The sequence below is a fragment of the Paenibacillus sp. NRS-1760 genome, from assembly GCF_050467785.1.
Lineage (GTDB): Bacteria > Bacillota > Bacilli > Paenibacillales > Paenibacillaceae > Pristimantibacillus.
In genome coordinates this window covers 337,496-361,676 of record NZ_JBITPK010000013.1, presented here as the reverse complement: position 1 = coordinate 361,676, position 24,181 = coordinate 337,496, and the positions used below count along the sequence as shown (strand labels likewise).

General features: G+C 42.7%; 35 protein-coding genes. 9 read left to right on the top strand and 26 right to left on the bottom strand.

Translation table 11 applies throughout. The features are described from left to right. Window positions 1-7 precede the first annotated feature (7 nt). The 24 genes from ACIFSR_RS17215 to ACIFSR_RS17100 form a co-directional block, all read right to left on the bottom strand. Window positions 8-721 (bottom strand): hypothetical protein, encoded by a 714-nt coding sequence (locus ACIFSR_RS17215; protein WP_430058672.1) that lies wholly within the window; start codon window positions 719-721, stop codon window positions 8-10. Window positions 722-843: 122 nt separating this feature from the next. After that, window positions 844-1,227, bottom strand: a complete 384-nt coding sequence (panD, locus tag ACIFSR_RS17210) for an aspartate 1-decarboxylase (protein WP_076265703.1) — start codon at window positions 1,225-1,227, stop codon at window positions 844-846. Then, the gene (gene panC, locus ACIFSR_RS17205) at window positions 1,154-2,104 is read right to left on the bottom strand and encodes a pantoate--beta-alanine ligase (protein ID WP_430058669.1); all 951 of its coding nucleotides are present in this window, start codon (window positions 2,102-2,104) and stop codon (window positions 1,154-1,156) included. Before panC ends, panD begins: the two co-directional genes overlap by 74 nt. Beyond that, on the bottom strand, window positions 2,101-3,012 hold the full coding sequence (panB, locus tag ACIFSR_RS17200; RefSeq protein ID WP_430058667.1) for a 3-methyl-2-oxobutanoate hydroxymethyltransferase: 912 nt from the start codon (window positions 3,010-3,012) through the stop codon (window positions 2,101-2,103). The genes panC and panB overlap by 4 nt, the downstream gene beginning before the upstream one ends. 255 nt (window positions 3,013-3,267) lie before the next feature. Continuing rightward, on the bottom strand, window positions 3,268-4,242 hold the full coding sequence (locus ACIFSR_RS17195) for a biotin--[acetyl-CoA-carboxylase] ligase (protein WP_430058664.1): 975 nt from the start codon (window positions 4,240-4,242) through the stop codon (window positions 3,268-3,270). A gap of 52 nt (window positions 4,243-4,294) precedes the next feature. Beyond that, window positions 4,295-5,572 (bottom strand): CCA tRNA nucleotidyltransferase, encoded by a 1,278-nt coding sequence (locus ACIFSR_RS17190; RefSeq protein WP_339202862.1) that lies wholly within the window; start codon window positions 5,570-5,572, stop codon window positions 4,295-4,297. 30 nt (window positions 5,573-5,602) lie between these two features. Beyond that, a complete protein-coding gene (bshA, locus tag ACIFSR_RS17185) occupies window positions 5,603-6,769 on the bottom strand; it encodes an N-acetyl-alpha-D-glucosaminyl L-malate synthase BshA (RefSeq protein ID WP_339202863.1) in 1,167 nt (388 codons plus the stop codon). A 64-nt stretch (window positions 6,770-6,833) separates the two neighbouring features. Then, window positions 6,834-7,529: a bacillithiol biosynthesis deacetylase BshB1 gene (gene bshB1, locus ACIFSR_RS17180; RefSeq protein WP_339202864.1), complete on the bottom strand. Its 696-nt coding sequence runs from the start codon at window positions 7,527-7,529 to the stop codon at window positions 6,834-6,836. Continuing rightward, entirely contained in the window at window positions 7,529-7,948 is a 420-nt protein-coding gene (locus tag ACIFSR_RS17175; protein WP_339202866.1) for a methylglyoxal synthase, read from the bottom strand. The genes bshB1 and ACIFSR_RS17175 overlap by 1 nt, the downstream gene beginning before the upstream one ends. Before the next feature lie 29 nt (window positions 7,949-7,977). After that, a complete protein-coding gene (gene dapB / locus ACIFSR_RS17170) occupies window positions 7,978-8,784 on the bottom strand; it encodes a 4-hydroxy-tetrahydrodipicolinate reductase (protein WP_339202867.1) in 807 nt (268 codons plus the stop codon). A gap of 5 nt (window positions 8,785-8,789) precedes the next feature. After that, on the bottom strand, window positions 8,790-9,332 hold the full coding sequence (locus ACIFSR_RS17165; protein ID WP_076265696.1) for a tetratricopeptide repeat protein: 543 nt from the start codon (window positions 9,330-9,332) through the stop codon (window positions 8,790-8,792). Between the two features lie 54 nt (window positions 9,333-9,386). Then, complete coding sequence (locus ACIFSR_RS17160; RefSeq protein WP_076265695.1) at window positions 9,387-9,722, bottom strand: nucleotide pyrophosphohydrolase; 336 nt, start codon at window positions 9,720-9,722, stop codon at window positions 9,387-9,389. Window positions 9,723-9,965: 243 nt separating this feature from the next. After that, complete coding sequence (locus ACIFSR_RS17155) at window positions 9,966-10,835, bottom strand: sporulation protein YpjB (RefSeq protein WP_339202869.1); 870 nt, start codon at window positions 10,833-10,835, stop codon at window positions 9,966-9,968. 42 nt (window positions 10,836-10,877) lie between these two features. Continuing rightward, window positions 10,878-11,510, bottom strand: a complete 633-nt coding sequence (locus ACIFSR_RS17150) for a DUF1405 domain-containing protein (protein WP_430059326.1) — start codon at window positions 11,508-11,510, stop codon at window positions 10,878-10,880. Window positions 11,511-11,600: 90 nt separating this feature from the next. Further along, a complete protein-coding gene (locus tag ACIFSR_RS17145; protein ID WP_076265692.1) occupies window positions 11,601-12,470 on the bottom strand; it encodes a menaquinol-cytochrome c reductase cytochrome b/c subunit in 870 nt (289 codons plus the stop codon). An 18-nt stretch (window positions 12,471-12,488) separates the two neighbouring features. Then, window positions 12,489-13,160 (bottom strand): menaquinol-cytochrome c reductase cytochrome b subunit, encoded by a 672-nt coding sequence (gene qcrB, locus ACIFSR_RS17140; RefSeq protein WP_053376377.1) that lies wholly within the window; start codon window positions 13,158-13,160, stop codon window positions 12,489-12,491. A gap of 16 nt (window positions 13,161-13,176) precedes the next feature. Continuing rightward, the gene (locus tag ACIFSR_RS17135; protein WP_339202870.1) at window positions 13,177-13,710 is read right to left on the bottom strand and encodes a ubiquinol-cytochrome c reductase iron-sulfur subunit; all 534 of its coding nucleotides are present in this window, start codon (window positions 13,708-13,710) and stop codon (window positions 13,177-13,179) included. Between the two features lie 241 nt (window positions 13,711-13,951). After that, complete coding sequence (locus ACIFSR_RS17130) at window positions 13,952-14,374, bottom strand: DUF2487 family protein (protein WP_430058656.1); 423 nt, start codon at window positions 14,372-14,374, stop codon at window positions 13,952-13,954. Between the two features lie 196 nt (window positions 14,375-14,570). Next, window positions 14,571-14,753, bottom strand: a complete 183-nt coding sequence (locus ACIFSR_RS17125) for an IDEAL domain-containing protein (protein WP_076265688.1) — start codon at window positions 14,751-14,753, stop codon at window positions 14,571-14,573. A 22-nt stretch (window positions 14,754-14,775) separates the two neighbouring features. Further along, window positions 14,776-15,282, bottom strand: a complete 507-nt coding sequence (locus ACIFSR_RS17120) for a gamma carbonic anhydrase family protein (RefSeq protein ID WP_339202874.1) — start codon at window positions 15,280-15,282, stop codon at window positions 14,776-14,778. A 105-nt stretch (window positions 15,283-15,387) separates the two neighbouring features. Then, window positions 15,388-16,563, bottom strand: coding sequence for a hypothetical protein (locus ACIFSR_RS17115; protein WP_430058654.1), 1,176 nt, complete (start codon window positions 16,561-16,563; stop codon window positions 15,388-15,390). A gap of 190 nt (window positions 16,564-16,753) precedes the next feature. Next, window positions 16,754-17,335: a histidine phosphatase family protein gene (locus ACIFSR_RS17110; protein WP_339202877.1), complete on the bottom strand. Its 582-nt coding sequence runs from the start codon at window positions 17,333-17,335 to the stop codon at window positions 16,754-16,756. A gap of 69 nt (window positions 17,336-17,404) precedes the next feature. Then, window positions 17,405-18,007, bottom strand: a complete 603-nt coding sequence (locus tag ACIFSR_RS17105; RefSeq protein WP_430058651.1) for an anti-sigma factor family protein — start codon at window positions 18,005-18,007, stop codon at window positions 17,405-17,407. Further along, complete coding sequence (locus tag ACIFSR_RS17100; RefSeq protein ID WP_076265683.1) at window positions 18,004-18,600, bottom strand: RNA polymerase sigma factor; 597 nt, start codon at window positions 18,598-18,600, stop codon at window positions 18,004-18,006. Before ACIFSR_RS17100 ends, ACIFSR_RS17105 begins: the two co-directional genes overlap by 4 nt. Before the next feature lie 323 nt (window positions 18,601-18,923). Here ACIFSR_RS17100 and ACIFSR_RS17095 point away from each other — a divergent pair, with 323 nt between their 5' ends. The 9 genes from ACIFSR_RS17095 (at window position 18,924) to ACIFSR_RS17055 (ending at window position 22,539) form a co-directional block, all read left to right on the top strand. Continuing rightward, entirely contained in the window at window positions 18,924-19,058 is a 135-nt protein-coding gene (locus ACIFSR_RS17095) for a hypothetical protein (protein ID WP_339202880.1), read from the top strand. 65 nt (window positions 19,059-19,123) lie between these two features. Next, window positions 19,124-19,795, top strand: coding sequence for a class F sortase (locus tag ACIFSR_RS17090; RefSeq protein WP_430058648.1), 672 nt, complete (start codon window positions 19,124-19,126; stop codon window positions 19,793-19,795). Window positions 19,796-20,050: 255 nt separating this feature from the next. Next, a complete protein-coding gene (locus ACIFSR_RS17085) occupies window positions 20,051-20,236 on the top strand; it encodes a hypothetical protein (RefSeq protein ID WP_339202884.1) in 186 nt (61 codons plus the stop codon). A 116-nt stretch (window positions 20,237-20,352) separates the two neighbouring features. Then, on the top strand, window positions 20,353-20,463 hold the full coding sequence (locus ACIFSR_RS17080; RefSeq protein WP_339202885.1) for a sporulation protein YjcZ: 111 nt from the start codon (window positions 20,353-20,355) through the stop codon (window positions 20,461-20,463). Between the two features lie 163 nt (window positions 20,464-20,626). Next, window positions 20,627-20,806 carry a hypothetical protein gene (locus ACIFSR_RS17075; protein WP_430058644.1) on the top strand — a complete coding sequence of 60 codons (180 nt, stop codon included), beginning with the start codon at window positions 20,627-20,629 and terminating at the stop codon, window positions 20,804-20,806. Window positions 20,807-20,933: 127 nt separating this feature from the next. After that, window positions 20,934-21,047 carry a sporulation protein YjcZ gene (locus ACIFSR_RS17070; RefSeq protein ID WP_339202887.1) on the top strand — a complete coding sequence of 38 codons (114 nt, stop codon included), beginning with the start codon at window positions 20,934-20,936 and terminating at the stop codon, window positions 21,045-21,047. 202 nt (window positions 21,048-21,249) lie between these two features. Beyond that, entirely contained in the window at window positions 21,250-21,360 is a 111-nt protein-coding gene (locus ACIFSR_RS17065) for a sporulation protein YjcZ (RefSeq protein WP_082360686.1), read from the top strand. Window positions 21,361-21,643: 283 nt separating this feature from the next. Then, window positions 21,644-22,321, top strand: a complete 678-nt coding sequence (locus ACIFSR_RS17060) for an NAD-dependent epimerase/dehydratase family protein (RefSeq protein WP_430059325.1) — start codon at window positions 21,644-21,646, stop codon at window positions 22,319-22,321. Further along, entirely contained in the window at window positions 22,318-22,539 is a 222-nt protein-coding gene (locus tag ACIFSR_RS17055; protein WP_430058640.1) for a hypothetical protein, read from the top strand. Before ACIFSR_RS17060 ends, ACIFSR_RS17055 begins: the two co-directional genes overlap by 4 nt. A gap of 12 nt (window positions 22,540-22,551) precedes the next feature. On the opposite strand, the gene ACIFSR_RS17050 is transcribed toward ACIFSR_RS17055, so the two are convergent. Together ACIFSR_RS17050 and ACIFSR_RS17045 are read right to left on the bottom strand one after the other, a co-directional pair. Then, the gene (locus ACIFSR_RS17050) at window positions 22,552-23,040 is read right to left on the bottom strand and encodes a MarR family winged helix-turn-helix transcriptional regulator (protein ID WP_339202888.1); all 489 of its coding nucleotides are present in this window, start codon (window positions 23,038-23,040) and stop codon (window positions 22,552-22,554) included. A gap of 123 nt (window positions 23,041-23,163) precedes the next feature. Next, window positions 23,164-24,009, bottom strand: coding sequence for a copper amine oxidase N-terminal domain-containing protein (locus ACIFSR_RS17045; protein WP_430058637.1), 846 nt, complete (start codon window positions 24,007-24,009; stop codon window positions 23,164-23,166). Between the last annotated feature and the right edge of the window lie 172 nt (window positions 24,010-24,181).

Here is a 24,181-nt window from a genome sequence, read left to right as displayed (position 1 = left end):
GATCCTCTCACAAACAGCACAGCTCCGTGCTTCCGAAATATAACGATAAGTGCTTGGGTGTTTCTTGACATGATTTCAAATTGTTTAACGGATCCTTGAAGCTGGGACAGACCTCATAAGCTTTCATAAATAATTGCTCTGCTTGTGCCAAATTCATTTGCACCGCTTGAATGCATCCTAGCGCATTATAGCCCATTGCAAGCCATTTGGGGAAGTCCGTCAATACAATCAGCAATTGAAAATGCCGCTGAGCTTCACTCCAGTTTTGGAGGTGCATCTGAGTCATGCCCAAAAACAGTCTAGCCAAATTACATTCCGGCGATTGTAAAATAGCCGCTTGAAATTGCACTGCTGCTTGCGAAAACATAAATAGCTTGTAGTAGCCCTGTCCTTTGGAGATGACCGCAGCAAGCTCGTCCGAGATTTCAAAATCTGAAGCTGGACTGCTGACTGGGATACTTACAGGTACACTTGATTGAACCGCCCCTTCTGGGGATTGTTCCTGAACTTGCGATACTGCTGCTTGATCGCCTTGCTGCTCCTTGAACTCAGAAAACTTCTCTTCAAATTCAAGCCATTGTTCAATAAATGTGTCACTTACTTTTTTGAGCTCAAGCATTTGCTGTTCGAACTGCTGCTTTTCACTTGCACCTGCACCATCGTACTGTTCAATAATTTGATCAAGCATTTCGTTCATGGATGAAAACATATGCTGGAACATACCGCATCCCGCCTTCGCCAAAGAATTAAGGAGTGTTATGTTCATTTTTTGTTTCAACGCCGCTTTTCATACAGCATCCCATTCGTTACATAATACAGGGATTAACGTAGTGAAAGATCAAATTACAGGATTGTCGCGTGCAGCTCTTCGTTTAAAATGGTCAAGGGACGATTGTTCGCATCCAAAATCGTTACAATCGGTTTGTGTGCTTTAGCATCAGCATCAGTCATCATCGCATAAGAAATGATAATCACTTGGTCGCCTGGCTGAACTTGTCTAGCGGCTGCGCCATTCAAGCAAATTACGCCAGATCCGCGTTCACCTGTTATGACATAAGTCTCAAAGCGAGCACCATTATTATTGTTAACGATTTGAACCTTTTCATTTTCCCATATGTTAGCTGCATCCATCAAATCTTCATCTATTGTAATGCTACCGACATAATTCAGGTTCGCTTCCGTTACTGTTGCCCGGTGCAACTTGGATTTCATCATCGTTCTGAACATGCTGGTTCACCTCCGCTATCTGTAATATCCGATTATCTATAAGCCTTGTTGCGCCAAACTTTACAGCTAATGCCAAAATTAACGGTTGCTGAATCGTATTTAATAAAACTTTTGCATCCAGCACCTGCAGGGATGGATAGTGAAGCAGCTCCACATAATCAATTACAGCTTCACTCGCTTTCACCAATTGCAGCTTAACTTTAGCCTCCAGCCGTTCAGCGGTCATATCAGGCTCATTCATCCATTCAGAAGCCTGCTGCAGCGTTTTGGACAATACGACTGCCTGCTCACGCTGCTCCGCATTAAGAAATACGTTTCTTGAGCTTAAAGCAAGACCATCCGGTTCTCGAACTATTGGACTTGGCACTATTTCCACTGGAAAATTAAGATCTCCAACCATTTGCTGAATGACAGCAACCTGCTGAGCATCCTTCATGCCAAAATAAGCACGATCAGGAGCAACCAAATGAAACAGCTTGCTAACTACCGTTCCCACTCCGTCAAAATGTCCAGGTCTGGAAGCGCCGCATAAACGATCCGTTACCTGATTGACAATGACCATTGTCAGCGGCTTATTCGGATACATTTCTTGAACGGAAGGAATAAACACGATGTCGATCCCGCATTCTTCTGCAAGCGCAAAATCACGCTTCTCATCTCGTGGATACCGATCCAAATCTTCATTAGGTCCAAATTGCAGTGGATTAACAAATATGCTAAGCACAGCGGTATCATTTTCGGCATGTGCTTGGCGCATTAAGGAAGCGTGACCTTCATGCAAATAACCCATAGTTGGCACAAAACCAATGCTTTTATTTTCCTTGCGTACAGCAGTTAACTGCTGCTTTAGCTCAGCTTTCGTGCGGCAAATGATCATTTCAATTTGACCTCCTTATTCGCGAGGTCCTTATTTTCAGTTATGTTAAGATTGCTGCTCTCAGAGGAGCCGCCATACAAAGAAGGAATATGGGCTGGTTGTGCATTAAACACATGCTCTTCTTCAGGAAACTGGCCTGTTTTCACATCGTCTACATAAGATTGAATCGCATTTCTAATGGTTGTTCCAATATCTGCATAGGTTTTTACGAATTTTTTCTCAAAATAAGGAGATGAATATTGCAAAATATCATGATATACAAGCACTTGGCCATCGCAGCCGCGTCCTGCACCAATTCCGATAATCGGAATGGAAAGCATTTCGCTGATCAACGTAGCGATTGGTTCAGTTACTAGTTCAAGAACGATACTGAAAGCACCTGCTTCTTCCAGCGCCTTCGCATCTTTGACTAGCTGCTCCACTTCGGCATCTAATTTACCTTGAACTTTGTACCCGCCAAGCTGATGAACCGATTGTGGCGTCAGGCCGATATGCCCCATAACAGGGATGCCTGCTTTGACAAGCGCGGATACATCAGCTGCAATTTCAACGCCACCCTCCAGCTTTACAGCCTGAGCACCGCCTTCTTGCATAATTTTCGCAGCATTGCGCAGTGTTGCTTCACGTCCAATGCCATAAGTCATAAAGGGCATATCAGCAACGATAAACGTTTGCTGCGCACCCCTAGCAACTGCTCTTGTATGATAAACAATGTCATCAATGGTTACCGGGATGGTAGTCTCATATCCAAGTACAACGTTCCCGAGTGAATCTCCAACCAAAATGACATCAATTCCAGCTTCTTCAGCAAGCTTGGCTGAAGGATAATCGTAAGCTGTCAAAACGGAAATCGCATTGCGGTCCTGCTTCATCTTCTTCATTTTTGTAATCGTCAGTCGTTTCCTCATCAGCTTTCATCCTCCCGTTCAATGATAGGATAAACACAAAAAAACCTTTTAGCCGCTGCCAAAAAGGTCCCCAAACTGAAAAGGAAACGTTTGCTTGTTGTGCTTCCTTCTGTCTCGGTCCCTACGGCTCAGAGCAGAGTGTGCATTCCCAACCATTTACATCGTATTTTTATCATCAGTGCAGCTTCCTTAGAATACCGCCTGATGACTTTAGTTTACCAAACTTTCTTCATTACGTAAACGACTTGTAATGCGTTATAGAGGTTCGCCCATCTCTGCAGAGAAAACAGGCTTAATGGAGCCGTCCTCCATTTGAATGCGAATAGCGCCGCTCTCTTCTAGTCCAATCGGAATTCCAACCAATTCGCCTTGTGGGGTTGTAAGGCGCACCGTTTTGCCCAAAGATACGGACAAAGCTTCCCATAACGTTACAATCGGGCTAAAGCCTTGCTCCTGATAGAGGAAATACAACTGCTCCCATTCCTTCAGAAAATCAGCAATAACTTCTTCTCTTGACCATTTTTGCTGACCGCTGATGCGAAGTGATGTTGCTTTCTCCAGCAATTCCACTGGGTAATCAGCTTCTTCTAGATTTACGCTAATGCCTATCCCTGCAATAACATATCGAAGTCTTTCGTCTTCTGCTGCTGATTCAAGCAAAATACCGCTAATTTTTTTACCTTCAATTAGCAAATCATTTGGCCATTTAATTCCAATTGGCAGCCCAGTTAAACGCTTCAGGCTGCGGCATAACGCTACCGCTGTCAATAAGGTAAGCTGCGGTGCAAAATGAATCGGTACGGAAGGACGCAGCACCATGCTCATCCAAATGCCTTTGCCGCGCGGCGAGATCCATCCTCGTCCCATACGGCCGCGCCCTTTAACCTGCTGCTCAGCAACAAATAAGGTACCCTCCAAGGCGCCTTCTTCTGCTGCAGCACGAGCAAGATTTTGAGTGGATTCCACCGTTTCAAAATAATGAATATGCTGTCCAAATATGTTGCCCTGCAGCTGATTTTCAAGTTTCACTACAGACAGCATGTCCGGTATGCTTAGAAGTCGATAACCAAGACGTCTTGAAGCTTCAAATTGATAACCAGCCGCTTCAAGCTTGCGAATATGCTTCCATATCGCCGTTCTGCTGACGCCGAGCTCTTGGCTAATGTTTTCTCCCGACACATATTCACCTGGTTTGTCTATAAACAATTGAAGCAAGAGCTCCTGATTCATCTGCGCGTGCCTCCTAAAATAATGCAAAACAATCTGCTGTGAATGTTATTGTTCATCGCTCGAGCGACGCTTGCTCAAGCAAAACATTTCGTTCATTCTCAATCTCACCGAGTGCTGTTAGCAATAGTAATTTGCTTAATGTTTCACTAACCCATGGACCAGCATCTCGTTGCAAATGATTTGTTAGATCCTTGCCGGTCACTTTAAGCTGCTTAAGTGATGAAACGGTCAATAAATCACTCCAGTTCTCCAAACGTCTTAGAAACGCAGCAGTGAAGGCTAGCTCTTGCTTCTCTAGCGTTCGCATAACATGAATCCATTCGCCGCAAATCCCTTTTCCATAACGAATGACAAGGCTTAACCAGCTCGAGTGAAGCTCACGCTCATTAGTTTGCGTCGAGACAACTAGCATTTCTTTATGTATCGCTACAATTGTACTTATGGTCTTACTGCGCGTATTTGAAAATTTCAACACTTGCAGCGCCTGCTGCGCTGCCTCAACAGATAAATGCAACCCTATTGCCAGTGCCGCCCAGCGAGAATCAACAGCTGTCAGCTCATGCAAGCGAGAATAAATCGTTTGTGCTTGGTCTCCGTGTCCCATCTCTTTCAGCGATAACAATGTTTCTTCATGGAAGGACTCCTTCAAATGAAACAAAAGTCCGCTTGCGGCAACAAAATGCAGCGCTCTTTGCGGAGCAGTTCCAGCTACCATTTTATCTAGCTCGACTTGCACACGCTCCATCGCAATATAATTTAACAGCTCGCGATAACGAATGACTGCTTTCCATGTTCGGAGCGAAGGAGTGAGCCTGTAGACGCCAATAAATCTGACCGCTCTTAACATACGAAGCGCATCCTCTTGAAAACGTGCGTTCGGATCGCCGACTGAGCGAAGCCTCTTGGATTGCAAATCATAAATTCCGCCATATGGATCATAAAGCGTACCATCGCTATAAAGCGCCATCGCGTTCATCGTAAAATCACGGCGCAGCAAATCACCGTCAAGTTCGGTAATATAAAGGACACTTTCTGGCTTGCGATGATCCTCATATGCAGATTCTTGCCTAAACGTCGTCACTTCATATGTGATGTTGTCTTGTATAACCGTTATCGTGCCATGCTGCAAGCCCGTTGGTATGCATCGCTCAAACAGCTCAAGCACCTGCTCTGGACGAGCAGATGTAGCGATATCAACGTCTTTGATTGGTATATCTAAATACGTATCACGAACTGCGCCTCCCACAAAAACGGCTTCGAAATGATGCTCTCGAAGCCGCTCAATGATAGGCAATGCAGCTATGATCGGTGTTGATAATGAAAGCTGCATGTCATACACCTCTTCTTGCAGGGGAAATGATTAGCTATCGCTGCAAACAGCGATTGGCAAATCTGCCTCTATGCCGAGTACCCGATAATAGATCTGCTCATATTGTGTTGTAATTACGTCATTACAAAACTCGTTTCTTGCTCTAAACATACAAGCCTGCTTAAACTGCTCATGCAGCTTCTCATTCGTAAGCAGCCTCTCCGTATTTTTAGCCATATCTTCGACATCGCCGATCTCTGACAAAAATCCAGTTTCTCCATGGGTAACAAGCTCCGGAATACCACCAGCGTTAGAACCAATAGTTGGAACGCCGCAAGCCATTGCCTCAAGCGCAACAAGCCCGAAGCTTTCTTTCTCTGATGGAAGCAACAGCACATCTGCCATTGAAATGACTTGTGCAACATCCTCTTGCTTGCCCAGAAAATGGACACGGTCTTCAAGGCCAAGCTGGCGAATGCGGCATTGAATTTTTGAGAGCTCAGGTCCTTCACCAACTAAGAGAAGTTTCGAAGGAACCTTTTCGGAAACGCGAGCAAATATTTCAACTACATCCCCAACTCGTTTAACCGGACGGAAATTAGAAATATGCATCAAAATTTTCTCATTAGGAGCCGCATAATCAGCTCGCAAGGAAACGGCATCGCGTGGATAATAAACACGTTTATCAACAAAATTATAGGTTAAATCAATTGGTGTCGTAATATCAAGCAGTTGTCTAGTCTCTTGAATCAGATCCCTTGAAACGGCAGTTACAGCGTCGCTTTGATGGATCGCAAGACGAATTAAAGCTTTTAACGATTCATCCTGAGCCAGCACCGTTATGTCCGTGCCATGCAGCGTTGTGACCGTTTTTAAGCCATCGCCATTCATCTGCTTCGCCAAATAGGCGCAAACCGCATGAGGCACCGCATAATGGACATGAAGCAAGTCAAGCTGCTGCATTTTTGCTACCTGTGCCATCTTGCTTGCTAAAGCTAGATCATAAGGGGGGTAACGAAACACATAATAATCATTAACTTCTACCTCATGATAAAAAATATTTTTATTAAAGTGTCCTAATCGAAAAGGAATACTGTGTGTAATAAAATGAATTTCATGACCACGTTCTGCCAGTAATTTACCTAATTCGGTTGCAACTACGCCCGATCCGCCCAAGGTAGGATAACAGGTAATACCAATCTTTAATTTTCTCGCCACTGTTGTCGCACCTCCTGTGTTCGTTACGTATAACTATTGTATTACACAAGAGCTGTACGAATTGTCAAAAATATTGTATGGCGTGAGGACGCTTAATTGCGAAACCCTCTGCATATGCCCAGCCTCTTGCTTGTCCAAGCAATGAATCACGTGCTTCTACTCGTTCTATGTAATGATTCGTTAATGGCGTAGCCACTCGGTCGGAGCCTGCTGCCGCATCGAATTGTGAACGGTAAGCAAGCAGCGCGTTTCTTTTGGTTGCTTGAAAATCACTAATATCAACGGTTAACGATACTTGATCCACATCATTTATATAGTAATAAATAAGCTGTGATACCTGTACGGCAGGCAGCTCCGGCATATAGCGGCGCAGCTTGGCGTTAAACACAGCTTCTTCAATTAATCTACTGCAAGCCACATGATCGGGATGACGATCTACCCAGTAAGGGGCAAATACAACCCGCGGCTTAAAATAACGAATTTCTGCTACAATACGTTCGATTTGATCGCGTGAAGGCTCCAAACCCCGATCAGGCAAACCCAAATTAGTACGAGCATGCAGTCCAAGCACTTTGGATGCTTGATCCGCTTCTTGTTTCCTCAGCTCAACCGTTCCGTTTGAAGACATCTCTGCCATCGTTAAATCACATATGCCGACCTTATAGCCAGCTTGTATATGTTTGGCGATGGTACCGCCCATTCCAATTTCAGCATCATCCGCATGAGCGCCAAAAACGAGAATATCGAGTTCTGTCGTCATTATTCAATACCTGGTTTATATTTATGGACAAGCTCTCGCCAAGCAAAATCACCGCGTTCAAGTGCTTTAACCAGCAGTTCAGCAGACGCTACGTTAGTAGCAACCGGTATGCCTTGTACATCGCATAAACGCAGCAAAGCAATAATATCCGGCTCATGAGGTTGTGCCATTAATGGGTCGCGTAAGAAGATAATTAAATCCATTTCATTTTGGGCAACCATCGCACCGATTTGTTGATCGCCGCCGAGCGGGCCTGACATGAACCGATGAATGGACAAGTTCGTTTGTTCCATTATCCGTGTTCCCGTCGTGCCAGTAGAGTATAGCTTATGCGGTACAAATACTTTCTCATAAGCGATTACGAAATTAACGATTTCTTCCTTCTTCCGATCATGCGCAATAAATGCAATATTCAACATGCGGTTCCCCTCTCCTGCTGCCTAATAATCTAATCCATAATATGTTCAAATCCGTAAATTAAACCGCTGTATGTCATTACCTTCTTCACAGCCACGTTTACACCAGGCATATAGCCTGCGCGATCATAGGAATCATGACGAATTTTGAGCGTTTGTCCATGGCCGCCAAACACAACCTCTTGTTGAGCAAATACACCAGGAAGCCTAACGCTATGTATACGGAATCCGTTGTAATAGCCGCCGCGCGCACCTTCAATGACTTCTTCCTCATTCGGGTTGCCCTGACGGAACTCTTTACGCACTTGTGAGATCAACTCCGCTGTTTTTATGGAAGTGCCCGAAGGTGCATCCAGCTTTTGATCTCCATGATATTCTATAATTTCAACATGAGGCAAATATTTTGATGCTTCTGCAGCGAACTTCATCATCAGAATCGCTCCGATGGAGAAGTTAGGGGCGATTAAACCGCCGATTCCTTTTTCGAGGCAAAGCTCGTCCAGCTCCACGATCTGTTCAGGCGTAAAACCCGTTGTCCCCATAATAGGACGTACTCCTAAATCAATTGCCGTCTTCGTATGGCCATATGCCATCTGAGGAATGGTGAAATCAACGAGTACATCGGCTTGAGCACCTTGAAGTGCTTCCTCAAGTGTTGCACTAACTATAACTCCAGTATTAGCTTTCCCTGCAAATATACCCGCATCTACAGGACCAGCAGATGGAGCGACGGCCGCCACCAATTGAAGCGACTCGTCCTCCAGCACCATTTTTACAACTTCGCGTCCCATTCTTCCACTTGCACCAGCTACTGCCACGCGTATTTTTTGTGTCGTCAACTTTATCACCTGTTCCTTTTTCTTTTTGCATCCAATTGAAATCGCAGCATTCGCCTCTTACGATTAACGTCAGCAAAGAGCCTTCTCGCTGCCGAATGGCTGGGATCGAGCCTCATTGCTTCCCTCGCATTAATAACCGCTTTATCGTATTGGCTAAGCGATGCATACAAAACGCCAAGCGTATAAAATGCATCGAAGCTTAATGGGTCAAGCAGTGCTGCTCTCTCAAGTAACGGTGCTGCCTCATGGAGCTCAGGCGGTACTTTGGCCAGCAAAAAATTAGCCTCCGCTTGCAAAATTCCGGCTTCTACGGTTTGAAGATGATATCTATATTCCGCAAGCTCGGGCGCAAGCCTAACGGCTGATTCTGCATGCTGCTTCGCTTTTGTCCATTTACCGCTTCGTGCGCAAGATACGGCGCATGTATGATAATAGAATGCATTTTCCGGTTCAACCTCAATGGCTTTCTCAAACCAATATATCGCTTGCTCGAAATCACTATTAAAGATGAATTCATAAGCCTTTTTCATGCAGCTCTCTCCATCCATCCGCCCATCCTCCTTGTACACAGGTTGATGGTACAGCATATGTATGGAGCTTGTTTACTGTTCGGTTATTTTCTTCGTCCACCGATTCGCATCGCGAGTAGTGAATTTATGCATAACCTTATTATGCGCTTCGGTTAAATCTATATTGAGGGAATTCGCGAAGCAAGAAAGAATAAATAAAATATCACCAAGCTCCATTTCAACGGAATTATCCGCTTCATCGGCTTTTTTAGGTTTTTCGCCGTAGAAATGGTTTACTTCACGAGCAAGCTCGCCCACTTCTTCGGACATTCTAGCCATCAAAGCAAGAGGACTGAAATAACCTTCTTTAAATTGAGAAATATAATCATCAACTTCTCGCTGAATATCTGATAACGTTTTTTCCGACATCTGTACATTTCCTTTCTGTCGATAGCTATACATTCATATGTTAACTTAAAGACGCAAATAAAATCAATGTTTTTAAATTGCTTTCTTTAGATAGCAAAAAAGTCGTCTATTGCATCATTCTGCAGCAACTAATTTGGCTGCTAAAAATGAATGTGAGCAATATCGACTTTCATGTCTTTATTCTAATCATTGCTTCAAAAAAACAATGCATTTACATATCATTTAGGATATATCATCTACCCATTAGGAAATAGGCTTGACTCCAAAAGGATTTTCTTTATATTTTCTCCAGCCTGTGTATGTAAGAATGGCTGAAATAAATGCGCCTAATAAAAGTGTCCAGCGCAAAGGATTCGAAATAGGCACTGCTGCGACAACGGGAACATCCGCTTCTAATTGATTCTGATTAAACATTCGAGTGAGTGTATCCTTTAGTTCCTGCACTGATCGATTAATGCTGGCGACATTATTTTTATCTTTGCGAGATGCTTCCAGCAGTCGATTCGTATACTGAATTCGCTCCATCAACTCTGTTTCATGCTTGCTCCCGTACATCATACTGACAGCAGGTTTAATACGATCTGCATGTTTTTCCAAGCTTATCATTACAGCTCGTGCTGCTATAGCACCATCATCAGTTTGGCGCTTCCAAGCTTTTTCCACACGTGAAATATCATCCAGCATGATTTTCTCATATTGCAGCCACAAGGCGTTATTAGGCCTTGCAAGAGCATCAGCAGTTAATTTAATTCGGGCTGCCTCTACAAACCAGCTTGTCCCAAGTGAGCCTTTAATGAGCGTTTTCTCAATTGTATTGACATCTCGTTCAACAGCTTGCCACCCTTCGGCATTACCAGCTGCATATTTAAGTTCACCATCAACCAATTGCTGAAGCTGTTGGACATATTGATAAGCTGCTTGTCGATTATTTGTATAAGCCGCTTCATATAATGAGCTTGCAATATTATCCATCCGTTGAACCTGTTTACTTGGATCTGGCGTCAGCCGGGACGCAAAAGCTTGAAGACTAGCTCCGCTGCCCCAGACTAAATTAGCATAACCTATCGTCATGACGATACATACGACGAATGGAATAATAAAACGTATCTTCATGGACATCCCCCCATAATACAACTTATGAAGGGATGTCCATCGTTATACCTTCTTTCTAAAACGCCATACGAGTAATCCAGCTGCTAAACTAAAGAAAGACAAACCATAGGTAAATGCACGAACCGCATCCAAATCATCGTACAATTGATCGGCAAGGTATGGAAATATACCATATGTATAATCTACTGTGTCATTTAGAAGAAGCCATCCTGTAGCTACGATAAGCGAGACAGCACCTGCTTTCATAAATCTGAAAAAAAGCAATGCCTCAAACGCCATTCCAAGATGTGAAGCCATAAGCATATAATGCTGCCAGTTCAGCTCAGAGCCCTGCCATGCTCCCGCTACAATCATCGATACAGCCCACATGCCGTATTTGACTGAGCATACAACAGCTAAACCTTCAATGATGTAACGCAAAATTGTAACAAGGCCGTTTGAACGCTTAGGCGGGAACAAAAAATATAGCAGAGCAATCGTAAAAAACAAACTTGCTGTAGGTGAATCGGGTACAAAAACAATTTGCCATACGGGGTGGGTCTCTAGTGTTGCTGCTAATTGTGACTCGTACCAGATGTAGCCATAAACCGTTCCAAAAAAATTAACAATAAAAAGCAACCATAAAAATGGTCGGCTTAGTAAAAATTCACGGCTCCAAAAAATAGCGAGCATAATGAATCACTTCTCCTTCGCTTTATCATTAAAAAGGACTTTTATTCGAAGAAAAACCTGACCGTGTAATACGATCAGGTTTTTTTCGATGATTTATTCTGTTGCCGCTTTTTGTTTGGACAGCCAAGTCGTCAGCTGATCAATTTCTTCGGCAGATAAAGTATCAGCGAAAGCTGGCATGCCGTTACGTCCATTCGTAACTACTTCTACAAGCTGCTCTTTCGACAAAACGTCACCAACGCCAACCAAGCTAGGAACAGATCCTTGGCCTTTTAGGTCAGCTGCATGACAGCTGATACATTTTGCTTGCTCAGCAATTTTCATTGCTGGATCATTCGCATCAACAAGTGATGCTTCTACTGCTGGTTTCGTGTAGTTCGGACGCTCTTGGCCTGCTAGTGCAGCCTCACGCGCCTTCTCTTCACGCTCAATATGTTCCGGTACTTGTCCGTTAATTTCAAGCTGATGCTGGTAGTGATCCCAAGAAACAACTGTCAAGTAAACGCAAGCTACAAGTGTTAGCCCCATCAATGAAGATGCAATCGGACGACGGTAGAAGCGGCGTTCCTTGCCAGTGTCGAGGAATGGTGCTAGCAACAATGCGCCAAACATGACTCCGGGAATACCTACTGTTCCGAGCAAGATGTAATCTTGCGAAACATATGGGTATTTCAAAAATTGATACAAGAACAAAAAGTACCAGTCCGGCATCGGTATAAATGCCGCATTCGTTGGATCTGCTGGATAACCAAGTGGTGCTGGCTCAGCAATAACCCATACAAGAAAACCAACCAAAACGACACAGCCGACCATCCATTCCTTAAGCAGGAAGTTTGGAATAAACGCTTCCGATTTACCTGGAAAAGACGTGTAGTCCGGAGGAATGTTCGGATGGTTGTTTTTCTTAACACGCGAGTCGCCTACATAGACAACCTTCTCGTTCGAATTATGACCATGCGCCATAAGTATGCCTCCCTTCGCTTAAAGTGGTCCCGAAATACCTTGTTTCCGAATCATGATAAAGTGCGCTGCCAACATTGCAATCAAAGCGCCAGGTAAGAAGAATACATGGATCGCGAAGAAGCGAGTTAGTGTTTGTGCGCCTACGATATCGCCGCCGTAAAGGAATGAAGCGAGATACGGTCCGATTACCGGTACGGATTCAGCAATTTGGACACCAACTTTTGTTGCGTAGTAAGCTTTGTTATCCCAAGGAAGCAGGTAACCTGTAAAACCTAGGCCTAACATGATGAAGAAGATCAGCATTCCGACAACCCAGTTCATTTCCCTCGGCGCTTTGTAAGAACCGGTAAAAAACACTCGAAGGGTATGTAAGAACATCATAACAATAACTAAGCTTGCCCCAAAGTGGTGCATGCCTCGAACGATTTGTCCGAATGCAACCTTGTGCTGCAGGTAATCAACGCTTGCATATGCGTTGATAATATCCGGAACATAATACATCGTCAAAAACATACCGGACAAAATTTGAATAACAGTGATAAAAAACGTCAGACCGCCGAAACAATATACGAATGCGGAAAAATGATGCGCTGGGTTAACGTGCTCAGGCACTTCATGGTCAGCCACATCTCTCCACAGAGGCGTAATGTCAAGACGCTCGTCAATCCAGTTGTAAACACTTTTAAACATCTGCCATACGACCTCCTTATTTCATTCTTGTATTCGGCATTACTGGACCCAAGTACACGAAGCCGTCTTCAAGCTTCACTTCGTACTCATCCAATGGGTTCGGGGCAACTGTAATGTTTTTCCCGTCTTTCGTGTAGCGCGCATCGTGACAAGGACAATCGTATTCATTTTGACCTTTTGTGTTCCATCCGATCGTACAACCTAAGTGTTTGCAAACTGGTGAAAGTGCAAAGATCTTGCCATTTGCATCCTTCGAAATCCAAGCTGCAAGCTCTGGGTCACTTACGTACCAACCGTCGATCTGATGAATTTTAAATTTAAATTCTTGCGGTTCGTTCGTAATTTTGCTCTCTTCCACAACTTTTACGTATGTACCCTCGCCCTTTTTCTTAAGGAGTGGATCCACTGCGAAACGAACCATTGGTAATACCGCGCCGCCCATCATAAATGCAGTTGTGCCACCAAGCGTATATGACAAAAATTGACGCCGGGACATTTCTTTGCGCTGAACCGGTCGATGCGCGGTCTCGTGTTGTTCATGGTTACTCATCTTCTGTTCTAACCCCCTTTGCCAACCATATCTCGCGTCTTGCCGCAGGGCAAAAACACATGACGAACTAGGACATAACTTATAATAGCCTAGGTGCTTGGGAGCGTCAAGAATATGGCTTCATATTTGAACGTTTATCAAATTATCGTTCAATAATTTGTTATCATTTTGTCACATTTGACCTTGTCTGGCATTTGTTTTCCCCGAAATCTAACTATATTATACGACAATTTTATGAAATTCATGTAGTCTGTCCACTCCATAAACTCCGTATCGCATTAGAAACATCAGATTGCTGCGGAATCTCACCATCTAGATTCGGACCAAACCATAAATCCACTTCTGGACACTCGGCAATCAATTGATTATTTGCAGTTACTGCAATAACATAACGAAACCCGCCGCGCTTCGCCGCAGCACACCACTCATTCAAATGCTCTGAGAGACGCTCGCTGTCGGATATGTAATGCCATGCAGGATAAGTGACCACCCTCCCTTTAAAAGGGATTTCAATTAAATCCATTATGTCCCTAAGCTGCTCAAGCCATTCTGTTGCCTCATATGGCTTTGCTGCATTCGGCATTCCAGTCACAGGAAGCAGGCAAGTATCCAAATATGGACTTAATTCATCCCATTGCTCTTTCGTTATTTCACTAAATTTCATCGTTTACATTCTCACTCCTTAACATAATTGCAGCCTATATCAACATCACTGCTTCTATGTTAACTCCATTTCCGCTCATTGCCAAACCAAATGTACAGAAAAAAGCCTCCCTGTGTCAAAACCGAACAGATTCGTTCGCATTTAACTGGGAAGCTTCCTCGCTCAATCGTCATTTTTACAAAAAAGACGATACGCGTTATTTTTTTAAAGCATTTAGCTGTTTTGCGAGACGGTAAAACGTATCCTCGTCACCAGCGGCCAATGCTTTGTCAATTGCCGTATAAATTTGGTTGGTTTGAAATTTCAATACCGCTTCGTCAAGCACAAACTCTGCGGCCAAACCTAGCATGGCTTCATACGTTACTTTCATTTTGTCCATAGGATACACCTCCAAACCGGCGTTAAGAGATCCTATATTCTATTCCCTTTGTCACGTAGCTCTCCATCGTTTTTTTCATACGCAGTAAATCGTCCTCTGTTAACTCTCTTACGACTTTGGCGGGTGATCCGATAGATAGAGTATAGGATGGTATTTTTTTGTTCTCTGTAACAATCGAACCGGCTCCTATTAAAGCATATTCACCAATGTCTGCGCCGTTAAGTACGATTGCCCCCATTCCAATTAATGTGCCTCTGCCTATCGTACAGCCGTGTATTATAGCGGCATGGCCGATAGACACCTCATCAGCTAGAATCAAAGGTTGATTCACATTCAAGTGACCGACGACTCCATCTTGAATATTGCAGCTATGACCAATTTGTATAGGTGCAAGATCCCCTCGCAGTACTGCATTAAACCAAACGGTGCTTTTCTCAGCAATCGTTACGTCACCAATTATTTTTGCACCCTCAGCTATGTATACATCTTCATGAATCTTTGGCATTACGCCTTTGTATGGGATCAACATTTTTCTTCAGTCCTCTCCAAGCGATCAAATATAACAAGCCATTTCTGTCGTATTCTTATACTGTAGCTTATATTTGATCTTACTCCAAGAGCGCGATTCCCAAAATCAATGGACCACTATTGGACCTGATTCCTCAAGGCTGACGCCAGCAACTACAGCTCGTCCTGCCTTGGTCATACGGACTACAGCCCCATAAATCGGATGCTCCCCAAGCCGAAGCAGCCCCAAATGAACCATCATAGCCATAATTCTCTGTTCCAAAATCGTATTTGCATCATCGTAAAAGTAAGGCTTAATGAACGGAACAAGTACTGTTCTGAGTGAGTCAACCGTAACCCATTCCACAGCGAGGGTGTTAATCCAATGCACGAGCGACAGTAAATGTGTAATTGGCCCCTTGTATAGCTTCAACCAATATCGATAGATTTGCTCTGCTTCGCTTGCAGGCCTGCTCTTCATGCGCTCTTCACCTGGACCCGTAACTGTCAAAAGCGTCTGATTTTCATTAATATACTTTGCGTGATAACAGTAATCGTATACGAATGAGAAACGATTCGGATATTGGTTAAAATGTCTGCCATATCCAAAACGCCATGCTCCTTTTGCAGGCAGCTCCTCTTGCACGCCAAAACGATCAAGCAGCTGCAGCGTAAATCGCTTGTACATCGACCCATCAGCTGTTAGCTGGATTTCATTATGGTACGTGTAATGAAGCAGATGTGTAATATCGTCGTGAATAAGCATTTGCTCATCCCGGTAAATAGGCGGCTCATCCGTATACTGCAGATCAGCGGCAAACCTCCTCGCAAGCGTATCGCGGAAGCGCGTCTTCAAATCGTTTGGAACCTGAAAGAGATATCTGCTTGGGCCACTGAAGCCATTGAACAACCAACCGTGATGCTTGAATTTAGCTATCATTTCTCGCGGGCTAAGCTGCTTTTCGACTGCTTCTGTCTTTTTTTTGCTGCGTTTTGTTTTTTTCGGCGGGTCCAACTCCGGTTTGATGATCTCTTCTCCAAATCTGCTGTGCTGCACCCGAGCGAGCAAATCCTCTAAACTAAAGGAGTTTCTTGCTTCGAATAGCAAAGAGTTAAGGAATCGTAAATCCTCCATCTTCATGCTGCTTATTTGCGCTTCAAAAACATCATTTCGACTTACGGTAGAGAGAATGGATTGGATCAAATCGTTTTTGGAATGTCCATTGCATTCGCAACGGTAAACATCTGCAATTCTGCTAAGTTGTTGAATATCAGCGTACCCTAGCATATCCGATAAATTCATAGCTCTCTCCTTTCTACAGAAGCCGCCTTATCACTCGGGCGCCCCGCTTCGTAAGGGTATTGTGTAATGAATAAGCGTCAGTTGATAACATTATGGGAAAATATCTATTGTTTTATAACCTAGATTACAAGGAGTTTATACAAAAAAAGCCGCACCTTTAAAAAATAAAGGCGCAGCTCGTATGCGATTCCTATGCTTCATTTAAATGGATCGTGCAATTATACAGCTGGGGATGCCATTTCTCATCTCGCAGCTCCAAGATAGAATAAGACAAGTTGGATAAATATTGATCCTCAAGACCCGAACATATCTCTTCCATGATTTGAGCCAAAAAACTACCATGAGAAACGACAAGCAAGTTGCGCTTTGGATACTTCAGCTTCCATTCATTAATTGCGCTCAAGCCTCTTGCTCTGACCTCATCATTAGACTCTACACCTTCAGCAATTTCTCGCCAATTCGTTCCCCAGCGCTCGTGACGCTCTTGCTCCTTCGTGCCTTCAACCTCGCCAAAATACCTCTCTCTCAAGCGCGGCTCACTTTCAAGCAAGGGAATATTCAACTTCGAAGCGATAATCTGTGCTGTCGCATGAGCCCTCTGCAGATCACTTGATATAACAGCATCCCATATCTGGTCTTCACGGCTTAATCGCTCTGCCAATGCTTTCGCTTGTACAATACCTACTTCATTCAACGGAATATCCGTTTGCCCTTGAATCTTTCCTTGTTCATTCCAGTCCGTCTTACCGTGGCGCACTAATCCAATTAACAAGCCGTTTTCAGCTCCTTTATATAGTAGACATAACAAAAGCTCCCTAGGGAGCTTTATCATACATCAACATTAGCTTCGTGTTCTAGAGAGCCAGTTCAAAATTAGCAGTGTCATAATAAGTCCAAGCAAGGACAATGCAACATAATATTGCGGGAAGGCCGGCATAACCTTTAGAACGAATGGCTCGCTAATGCTGGCAACCGGAACCTCTGCATAAAAACCTGCTGTAATAAGACCATCACCAGAAGCATTTGCTGTGTCCATCAATCCGCTTAGCTCGGCGATTTCAGCTTGTGAAACACCGCCATCGTTATCAAATATGAATACAAAGAATGCACTTGCAAACAAAGCCATGCAAGCTGCAACGATCAGCGCGATATTACGGCGAAACGACTTCGAAAACTGATAGCTTTTGTGCGGAACAGGCATTAACCAAGATTCCTCAGCGTAAATGCGATCCATCACATTTCGATTCACATGCTCCATAGGACCGAGGCTTTCATCTTCCTCCGATAAGAAACGAATGATATCCTCGCTCTCTTCCCACAGCTCAAACTGCTCCGCACATGTCTTGCACTCAAGCAAATGAGTGTCTATTGCTATCCGCACTTCATCGTGATCAGCTAAATCCCAATATTCGCCGAATTTGTCTTGTGCATCGTTGCAATTCATCTCGTATTCATCCCTTCGAATTCCTCCATCAGCGGCGATTGTCCGAAATACGGCTCCAGCTGCGTTTTTACGCTTGCTCTTGCTCGGAATAGCAGTGATTTAACAGAACTGACCGTTTGTCCTAAAATATTAGCAATTTCTTGATAGTCCAGCTGGTCATATTCCCGAAGAATAAGCGCTGAGCGTTGTTTTTCTGGCAAGTTGTTTATCGCTTCTCGCACCATCGCCATACGTTCATTTCTTAGCACATGCTGCTCAGGAACCGCATCAAGCGCTGCAACAGGCTCGAATCCCGATTCATCAAGCGACACATGCGCTGATTTTTGCTTGCGAAGCTCGCTAAGTACTGTATTTCGCGCAATCGTATATAACCACGTCGAAAAAGAAGCATCCAATTCGCGAAACGAATGAAGGCTGCGGTAGGCTTTATAGAACGTCTCAGAACACAAGTCTTCGGCCATAAGCTCGAGCTTTGCACTCTTCAGCATGTGATAAATAAACGCTAAAATTTTTCGTTGGTAGCGCCGCATAAGCTCGGAGTACAGCTCGACATTGCCATCCTTTATCTCTCGTATCAACTGGGAATCAGTCATGACAGGCGAACCTCCTCCACCTGCGGATTATTCCCGGACCGCTATATATCATTGTACCGTCCCGGGAACGAAAAGTTGCGGTGTTTATCATAATTAATTCAAAAAACACGAATATACATATAATTCGTGTTTCGAGGGCAAATTCCTGCCTCTTTCGACAAAAGGATGAAATACAATATTTTTACAAATGTGGATGCGCAATTATAGATTTCGGACTCAAGCTGATCGATAGCTATGTATTGGAAATAAAGTTTTATTCTACTCGCCTTACAGAGTTCTTGCAATATAAATCGCTTTCTTTAGGCTGGGAAAGGTTCACATTCATGATTATTGGCTCCAATAACCTACATGCTAAAAGCTTGAAAGCAAAAACTTTGAAGGCAAAAAACTTGAGAGCAAAAGAAATTACTAAAATGCCGAAAACCGGCTTCGGCGGCGCCAGCGAACAAGCTGAATAAACAGTAAAAAACGAGGGGATCTACTCTCCCCTCTCTTACTAATTTTGAAAAAGTTTATATTGCAATTGATAGCTGCAGCTATTTTTGCCGGGTGTACAGCTTGCAGCTACTCAAATGATCAAGATCATGGTATTAAGCCTCAAATAACAACTTCAAAATCTGAGTATAATGAACCCATTGTAAAAGCAGAAACCATGCCGAGTCCACCGCCTACAAATCATAATCAAATCATTACGAATACTATTTCTAAAGTAAAATTAGAGGGAATCGTACCCATTAAACTTTCCATTCCCGCTCTAGAAATCGATGCGATCATAGATCCAGTCAGCATAACAGAAAACGGCCAAATGGATGTTCCATCAAGCACCAAGAGGGTAGGGCTATTATCTAATGGCATTCTTCCTGGCATGGTCGGCAATTCAGTTATAGATGGACATGTTGACAGCCATACAGGACCAGCCGTATTTTACAGATTAAAGAACATAAAATTAGGTGATATGATTTCAATAAAAAGTAAAGAGGACTGCACCATCGATTTTTTTGTGGAATCGATTGAAATATTCAAAACATCCGAGGCTCCACTTTCGAAAATTTTTGGTCCCGCGGACGAGTCTCGTTTAAATTTAATTACATGCACTGGTAAATTCAATCGTAAAAATCAAGAATACTCAGAACGGCTCGTCGTTTTTGCAAAACGGCACTCCGATAAAAAAATATGCAAATCTGCAAGCAGTTAAGACCCATGATCTGATTCAGTTGTATAGTGGATGTCAAAACGACGCCATTATTTGAATCATTGATGGGTTTTTTCTATCGTATTCATACTTCTAACCGCATATGTAATTTTACTTTTTTATCAAAACCCTCACCTACCTATTTCCTTCTAATAGTCACATGATATAGAAACTATGCCTCTGTAACAAACGCACAATCACTTAAATAGATACAAACATATCTTATAGAGCAGTCAAATAAGAGGAGGTTTTTAAATAATGGCTCATAATATCGGTATTATCCTCGTTCTTTTCATTCTATTGGTTATTGTCGCTTGCAGCTGCGGTGTCTTCGGTCGTAATGAGAGAAACGATGACAGAGAAGAAAACAACGACGTACGCAGCAACGAAAACAATAGAGTAAGTGACAGAGGTTACAACGGCGGTTGTGGAGTAGGCTATTAATCCCTCAATTTAGCTTCAGACATGGATAATTTGTTTTTCCCTGTCAAACAACCAATAACTATACGGCATCCATGTATAACTTACTTTCTAAACAGCAGTTAGGAGGTGAATTTCTAATGTCAGGATCAGTTGGCGGTGTTAACAATAACATCGGTTTTATTCTCGTCTTGTTTATTTTGTTAGTCATCATTGCTTGCAGCACAGGTATTTTTGGCGGCAGCTACTAGATATATACTGTCGAGCTTAACAAGCTTCCATTTGATTATTTGCTCTATCTTCATTTACTAGTCTAATGACATTGAAACTATGTCTATGTAACAAACACACAATCAAAAAATGAGAGTCAATCATACGTTATATAGTAGTTAAATAAGAGGAGGTTTTAAAATAATGTCTCATAATATCGGTACGATCTTGGTTCTTTTTATCTTATTAGTCATTGTTGCTTGTAGCTGTGGCGTATTGGGCCGCAATGAAAGAAGAAATGAAAATCAAGTTGAAAGTGTCAACGAAAAAAGAAATGACAGAGTGAGCGACAGAGGTTACGGCGGCTGTTGCGGAGGCTACTAATTCTATTTTGACCACTCTGCTCGTTCTATAAGATGGATAAACATACTCTATCTACCCATTATCCTGTCTTATAGCTATAGCTTTGACTAACTTGCTCTATAAGATAATCCAAGGAGGTGAATGTTTCATGTCAGGATCAGTTGGCGGTGCTCACAATAACATTGGTTTTATTCTTGTACTTTTCATTTTGCTCGTGATTATCTCTTGCAGCTGCGGGATTTTCGGTGGCAACAACTACTAATCATTAGCTATTGGATATGACTTCTTCACTTGTCCTACAGACTACAGAGTATCCTTAACGGCCTTCCCATTACAAAACCTCTAATCCCCTATTATAGGCTAATGATACTAGGCATATGTCACCCCATGACAAATATCCAGTCACTAAGCTTTTGCAATGCATACCTTACAATGTATTCAAGTCGCAAGGAGGTGGATGTTTAATGTCAGGATTCGTTGGTGGTGCTAATAATAGTATTGGTTTTATTCTGGTACTGTTTATTTTGTTGGTGATTATCTCTTGCAGCTGCGGTATTTTCGGTGGAGGTTACTAATAAATAATAAATGATGGGCTTACTGCTGCCTTCACGCATTCAAAATGCTGAATACACTTAAGCCTCTCCAGAAGACCCATTATGTGGGTCTTCTTTTTTTATATTGAATCTAATCCTTGCTTACATAGTCAAAAAATGTCTACACATGCTCTTTCAGATGCAGCCCTCATGAATTGAATTACCTTTTTTTATGAAAGTATTGACAAAATAGTAAAACCACTAAATAATAAAATCAATACATTAGTTAGTAAATTAATTAATTGGAGGAGGTTTTTTATTGAAAGTGTTTATTACAGGCGTTACTGGGTATGTCGGCTTCGCGGTAGCTAAACAATTCCTATCCCAAGGTTATCAAGTTTCCGGATTAGTTCGAACACAAGAAAAAGCTGAGCATTTAATTAAATTAGGTATTTCCCCTGTAATAGGCGATCTTGCTGATCTGGCTTTGCTGGCGGAATGTACTTATGCTGCTGATGGTGTCATTCATACTGCTATCTCGCATAATTCTGACATGGAAAAATTAGATGTTCATGCAGTTGATGCCATGTTAGACGGTTTGGAGGGCACTGGCAAAACATTCGTATATACGAGCGGAACGTTAATCTATAACGATACGCTTCATAATGTCGTTGATGAGGATTCGGCTGTAAATCCATTGCCGTTCTTGCAATGGAAAGCAAATCAGGAGCAAAAAGTGCTGACAGCTGCTGAGAGAAACATTTGTACTGTCGTTATTCGACCAGCTCTCGTTTACGGACGTGGTGGCGGTTTAGTTGGGGCGACTATTCAAAGAACGAAGCTCACTCAATTCGCCAAATACGTTGGTGATGGACTAAACGCATGGTCAACCATTGATGTAGACGACTTGGCAAACCTTATGCATGCGCTTATACATTTGCATCTCCTGGGGCGTTATATAACGCTGCTTCCAGGGAACTCATTACGACCAAAGAGCTCATGATAGCTATTGGTAAAATTGCCGGCGTCGCTGAAATTGAATCGTGTAGTTATGAGGAAGCTGTTCATGTTTTGGGCCCTGCTGCTTGGGGAGCGAGCATTAAACAAAGAATATCTGGTTTACGTGCTGAACAGCAGCTGCAATGGAGCCCCTCTGCCAACTCGATCGTCAAAGAATTGGAGGAAGGTTCTTACCAAGCTCTGGCAAAAATAAAACGATAGTCCGTTACCGGACTATCGTTTGGATGCTTCGCTATCTTCATAAGTATTCAGAAATTTTATGGATTTAGCTAATATTCGTATGAGTTGCTCGGCGTCATCTGCACCTAAATGTTCTCGCAAGTGCTGAAAACGTTCAAACAGCTCTGTCTCCCTTGCTCCAACAAATTCATGTCCAGCTTCCGTTGCTGTAACAAGAATGGATCTCCGATCACTTGCATCCATCGTACGAGTAATATACCCGATCTGTTCAAGCGATTGTATGACATGCGTCACAGCAGCTGAGGTTATTTTCAACTGTTTGCTTAGATCGGAAACTTTAATGCCATTAGAACCCGGCGGACATAAATACGTCAAGTAAACAAGCAAATTGGATTCGCTCTGCCGGAGCTCCTTAGAAGGACTAAACACATGCCCGACACGCTTCAATTGGCCGAATACGAGCGCAAGTTCCTTCGTTAAGTGATCTATATTCGTTCCTTGAAAGTTATCGTCATTACTCATACCATTATGAGCCCCCATAAGCTTTTTCCAATTTATTTTTAAATTATTTACTAAATTAATAATGATGTCAAGATGGAAAGTCAAGCTTCATTCTTTATGGATGGATAAACATTAATTCATTCATTATTTTTCATTTAACGGTTTAAACGTCCTGCCCGCGATGAGTATGTACTGTAATTCATTTGGCTGAATGATCGTGCCTCCACCTGCGTTTAATTGTTTTTTGATGATGGCATCCTTTTTAACAGCTGGTCTTGGCCTATCCTTAATATCCACTGTAGAATCATCTGCATCCATGATGGATGAGTGTTCAAAATATATGATAGTATGCAGATCCTCTTGTCCCTCCGGTATATCTTTCCCTGTACTATTTTTGGCAGTTACGGTTAGATCAATGAGCGATACTTTATTTTTCACAAAGACATTATATGAAATTTCTATTGGCTGGAGCGCATTGGGGTCTGCTGTTCTTGCTATCCCTACTCGGTCATCATCAGAAAGATACTTCAGTTTTCCTTGCTTTAATAATCGTTCGTCATTCAAAGTGATCACATTATTTTCATTCGTGACTTTAAAAGAGAAGGAATCAAAAAGTATTCGAGCTGGAACGAGCAGAAAACCTTTCTCCACTACTGCTTTAGTGTCCATCTCTACATTTTGACCATTAACCTTTGCAGTCTTATTGCCTGCCTGAATTTGAACAATGTTCTCCCCTTCTATAATTTCAGCTGTTTTCGTTTGGTTATTATAAGAAACTGTAGCACCGAGCAATTCACTTACAGATCTTAATGGTAAAATCAATCGATTCTGTTTATCAACATAAGGCTCCTTTGGATAGGTATATGCCACATAATAATCGTTCATTTTCAAAATAACGGGTGTACTTTTTTTGGGTGCAGCATAACTGACAGCTGTTATGGAGAACATCATTACACCCGCAATGGTCAATTTTATTAATTTTCTCATCATTTAACAAACACTCCTTTTTTAGCATTTATCGATAAAACGTAATTCTCTATCCATTTGTTGCGCTAAAGCCCGAATTAGGTAATGCTTTTCAAATTTTGAAATGATATATTGAAATCATTAGCTAGGAAAGGATGATTACCGATGTTATGCATCTTTATCGAATACTTCAATA

Bases quoted from the DNA above. Each gene is read 5' to 3' on its own strand.
- ACIFSR_RS17215 (WP_430058672.1), bottom strand. From the start codon at position 721: ATGTTCCAGCATATGTTTTCATCCATGAACGAAATGCTTGATCAAATT.
- panD (WP_076265703.1), bottom strand. From the start codon at position 1,227: ATGTTCAGAACGATGATGAAATCCAAGTTGCACCGGGCAACAGTAACG.
- panC (WP_430058669.1), bottom strand. From the start codon at position 2,104: ATGATCATTTGCCGCACGAAAGCTGAGCTAAAGCAGCAGTTAACTGCT.
- panB (WP_430058667.1), bottom strand. From the start codon at position 3,012: ATGAGGAAACGACTGACGATTACAAAAATGAAGAAGATGAAGCAGGAC.
- ACIFSR_RS17195 (WP_430058664.1), bottom strand. From the start codon at position 4,242: ATGAATCAGGAGCTCTTGCTTCAATTGTTTATAGACAAACCAGGTGAA.
- ACIFSR_RS17190 (WP_339202862.1), bottom strand. From the start codon at position 5,572: ATGCAGCTTTCATTATCAACACCGATCATAGCTGCATTGCCTATCATT.
- bshB1 (WP_339202864.1), bottom strand. From the start codon at position 7,529: ATGACGACAGAACTCGATATTCTCGTTTTTGGCGCTCATGCGGATGAT.
- ACIFSR_RS17175 (WP_339202866.1), bottom strand. From the start codon at position 7,948: ATGTTGAATATTGCATTTATTGCGCATGATCGGAAGAAGGAAGAAATC.
- ACIFSR_RS17165 (WP_076265696.1), bottom strand. From the start codon at position 9,332: ATGGATGGAGAGAGCTGCATGAAAAAGGCTTATGAATTCATCTTTAAT.
- ACIFSR_RS17160 (WP_076265695.1), bottom strand. From the start codon at position 9,722: ATGTCGGAAAAAACGTTATCAGATATTCAGCGAGAAGTTGATGATTAT.
- ACIFSR_RS17155 (WP_339202869.1), bottom strand. From the start codon at position 10,835: ATGAAGATACGTTTTATTATTCCATTCGTCGTATGTATCGTCATGACG.
- ACIFSR_RS17145 (WP_076265692.1), bottom strand. From the start codon at position 12,470: ATGGCGCATGGTCATAATTCGAACGAGAAGGTTGTCTATGTAGGCGAC.
- qcrB (WP_053376377.1), bottom strand. From the start codon at position 13,160: ATGTTTAAAAGTGTTTACAACTGGATTGACGAGCGTCTTGACATTACG.
- ACIFSR_RS17135 (WP_339202870.1), bottom strand. From the start codon at position 13,710: ATGAGTAACCATGAACAACACGAGACCGCGCATCGACCGGTTCAGCGC.
- ACIFSR_RS17130 (WP_430058656.1), bottom strand. From the start codon at position 14,374: ATGAAATTTAGTGAAATAACGAAAGAGCAATGGGATGAATTAAGTCCA.
- ACIFSR_RS17125 (WP_076265688.1), bottom strand. From the start codon at position 14,753: ATGGACAAAATGAAAGTAACGTATGAAGCCATGCTAGGTTTGGCCGCA.
- ACIFSR_RS17120 (WP_339202874.1), bottom strand. From the start codon at position 15,282: ATGTTGATCCCATACAAAGGCGTAATGCCAAAGATTCATGAAGATGTA.
- ACIFSR_RS17115 (WP_430058654.1), bottom strand. From the start codon at position 16,563: ATGAATTTATCGGATATGCTAGGGTACGCTGATATTCAACAACTTAGC.
- ACIFSR_RS17105 (WP_430058651.1), bottom strand. From the start codon at position 18,007: ATGAATTGCAACGATGCACAAGACAAATTCGGCGAATATTGGGATTTA.
- ACIFSR_RS17100 (WP_076265683.1), bottom strand. From the start codon at position 18,600: ATGACTGATTCCCAGTTGATACGAGAGATAAAGGATGGCAATGTCGAG.
- ACIFSR_RS17095 (WP_339202880.1), top strand. From the start codon at position 18,924: ATGATTATTGGCTCCAATAACCTACATGCTAAAAGCTTGAAAGCAAAA.
- ACIFSR_RS17085 (WP_339202884.1), top strand. From the start codon at position 20,051: ATGGCTCATAATATCGGTATTATCCTCGTTCTTTTCATTCTATTGGTT.
- ACIFSR_RS17080 (WP_339202885.1), top strand. From the start codon at position 20,353: ATGTCAGGATCAGTTGGCGGTGTTAACAATAACATCGGTTTTATTCTC.
- ACIFSR_RS17075 (WP_430058644.1), top strand. From the start codon at position 20,627: ATGTCTCATAATATCGGTACGATCTTGGTTCTTTTTATCTTATTAGTC.
- ACIFSR_RS17070 (WP_339202887.1), top strand. From the start codon at position 20,934: ATGTCAGGATCAGTTGGCGGTGCTCACAATAACATTGGTTTTATTCTT.
- ACIFSR_RS17065 (WP_082360686.1), top strand. From the start codon at position 21,250: ATGTCAGGATTCGTTGGTGGTGCTAATAATAGTATTGGTTTTATTCTG.
- ACIFSR_RS17055 (WP_430058640.1), top strand. From the start codon at position 22,318: ATGATAGCTATTGGTAAAATTGCCGGCGTCGCTGAAATTGAATCGTGT.
- ACIFSR_RS17050 (WP_339202888.1), bottom strand. From the start codon at position 23,040: ATGAGTAATGACGATAACTTTCAAGGAACGAATATAGATCACTTAACG.
- ACIFSR_RS17045 (WP_430058637.1), bottom strand. From the start codon at position 24,009: ATGATGAGAAAATTAATAAAATTGACCATTGCGGGTGTAATGATGTTC.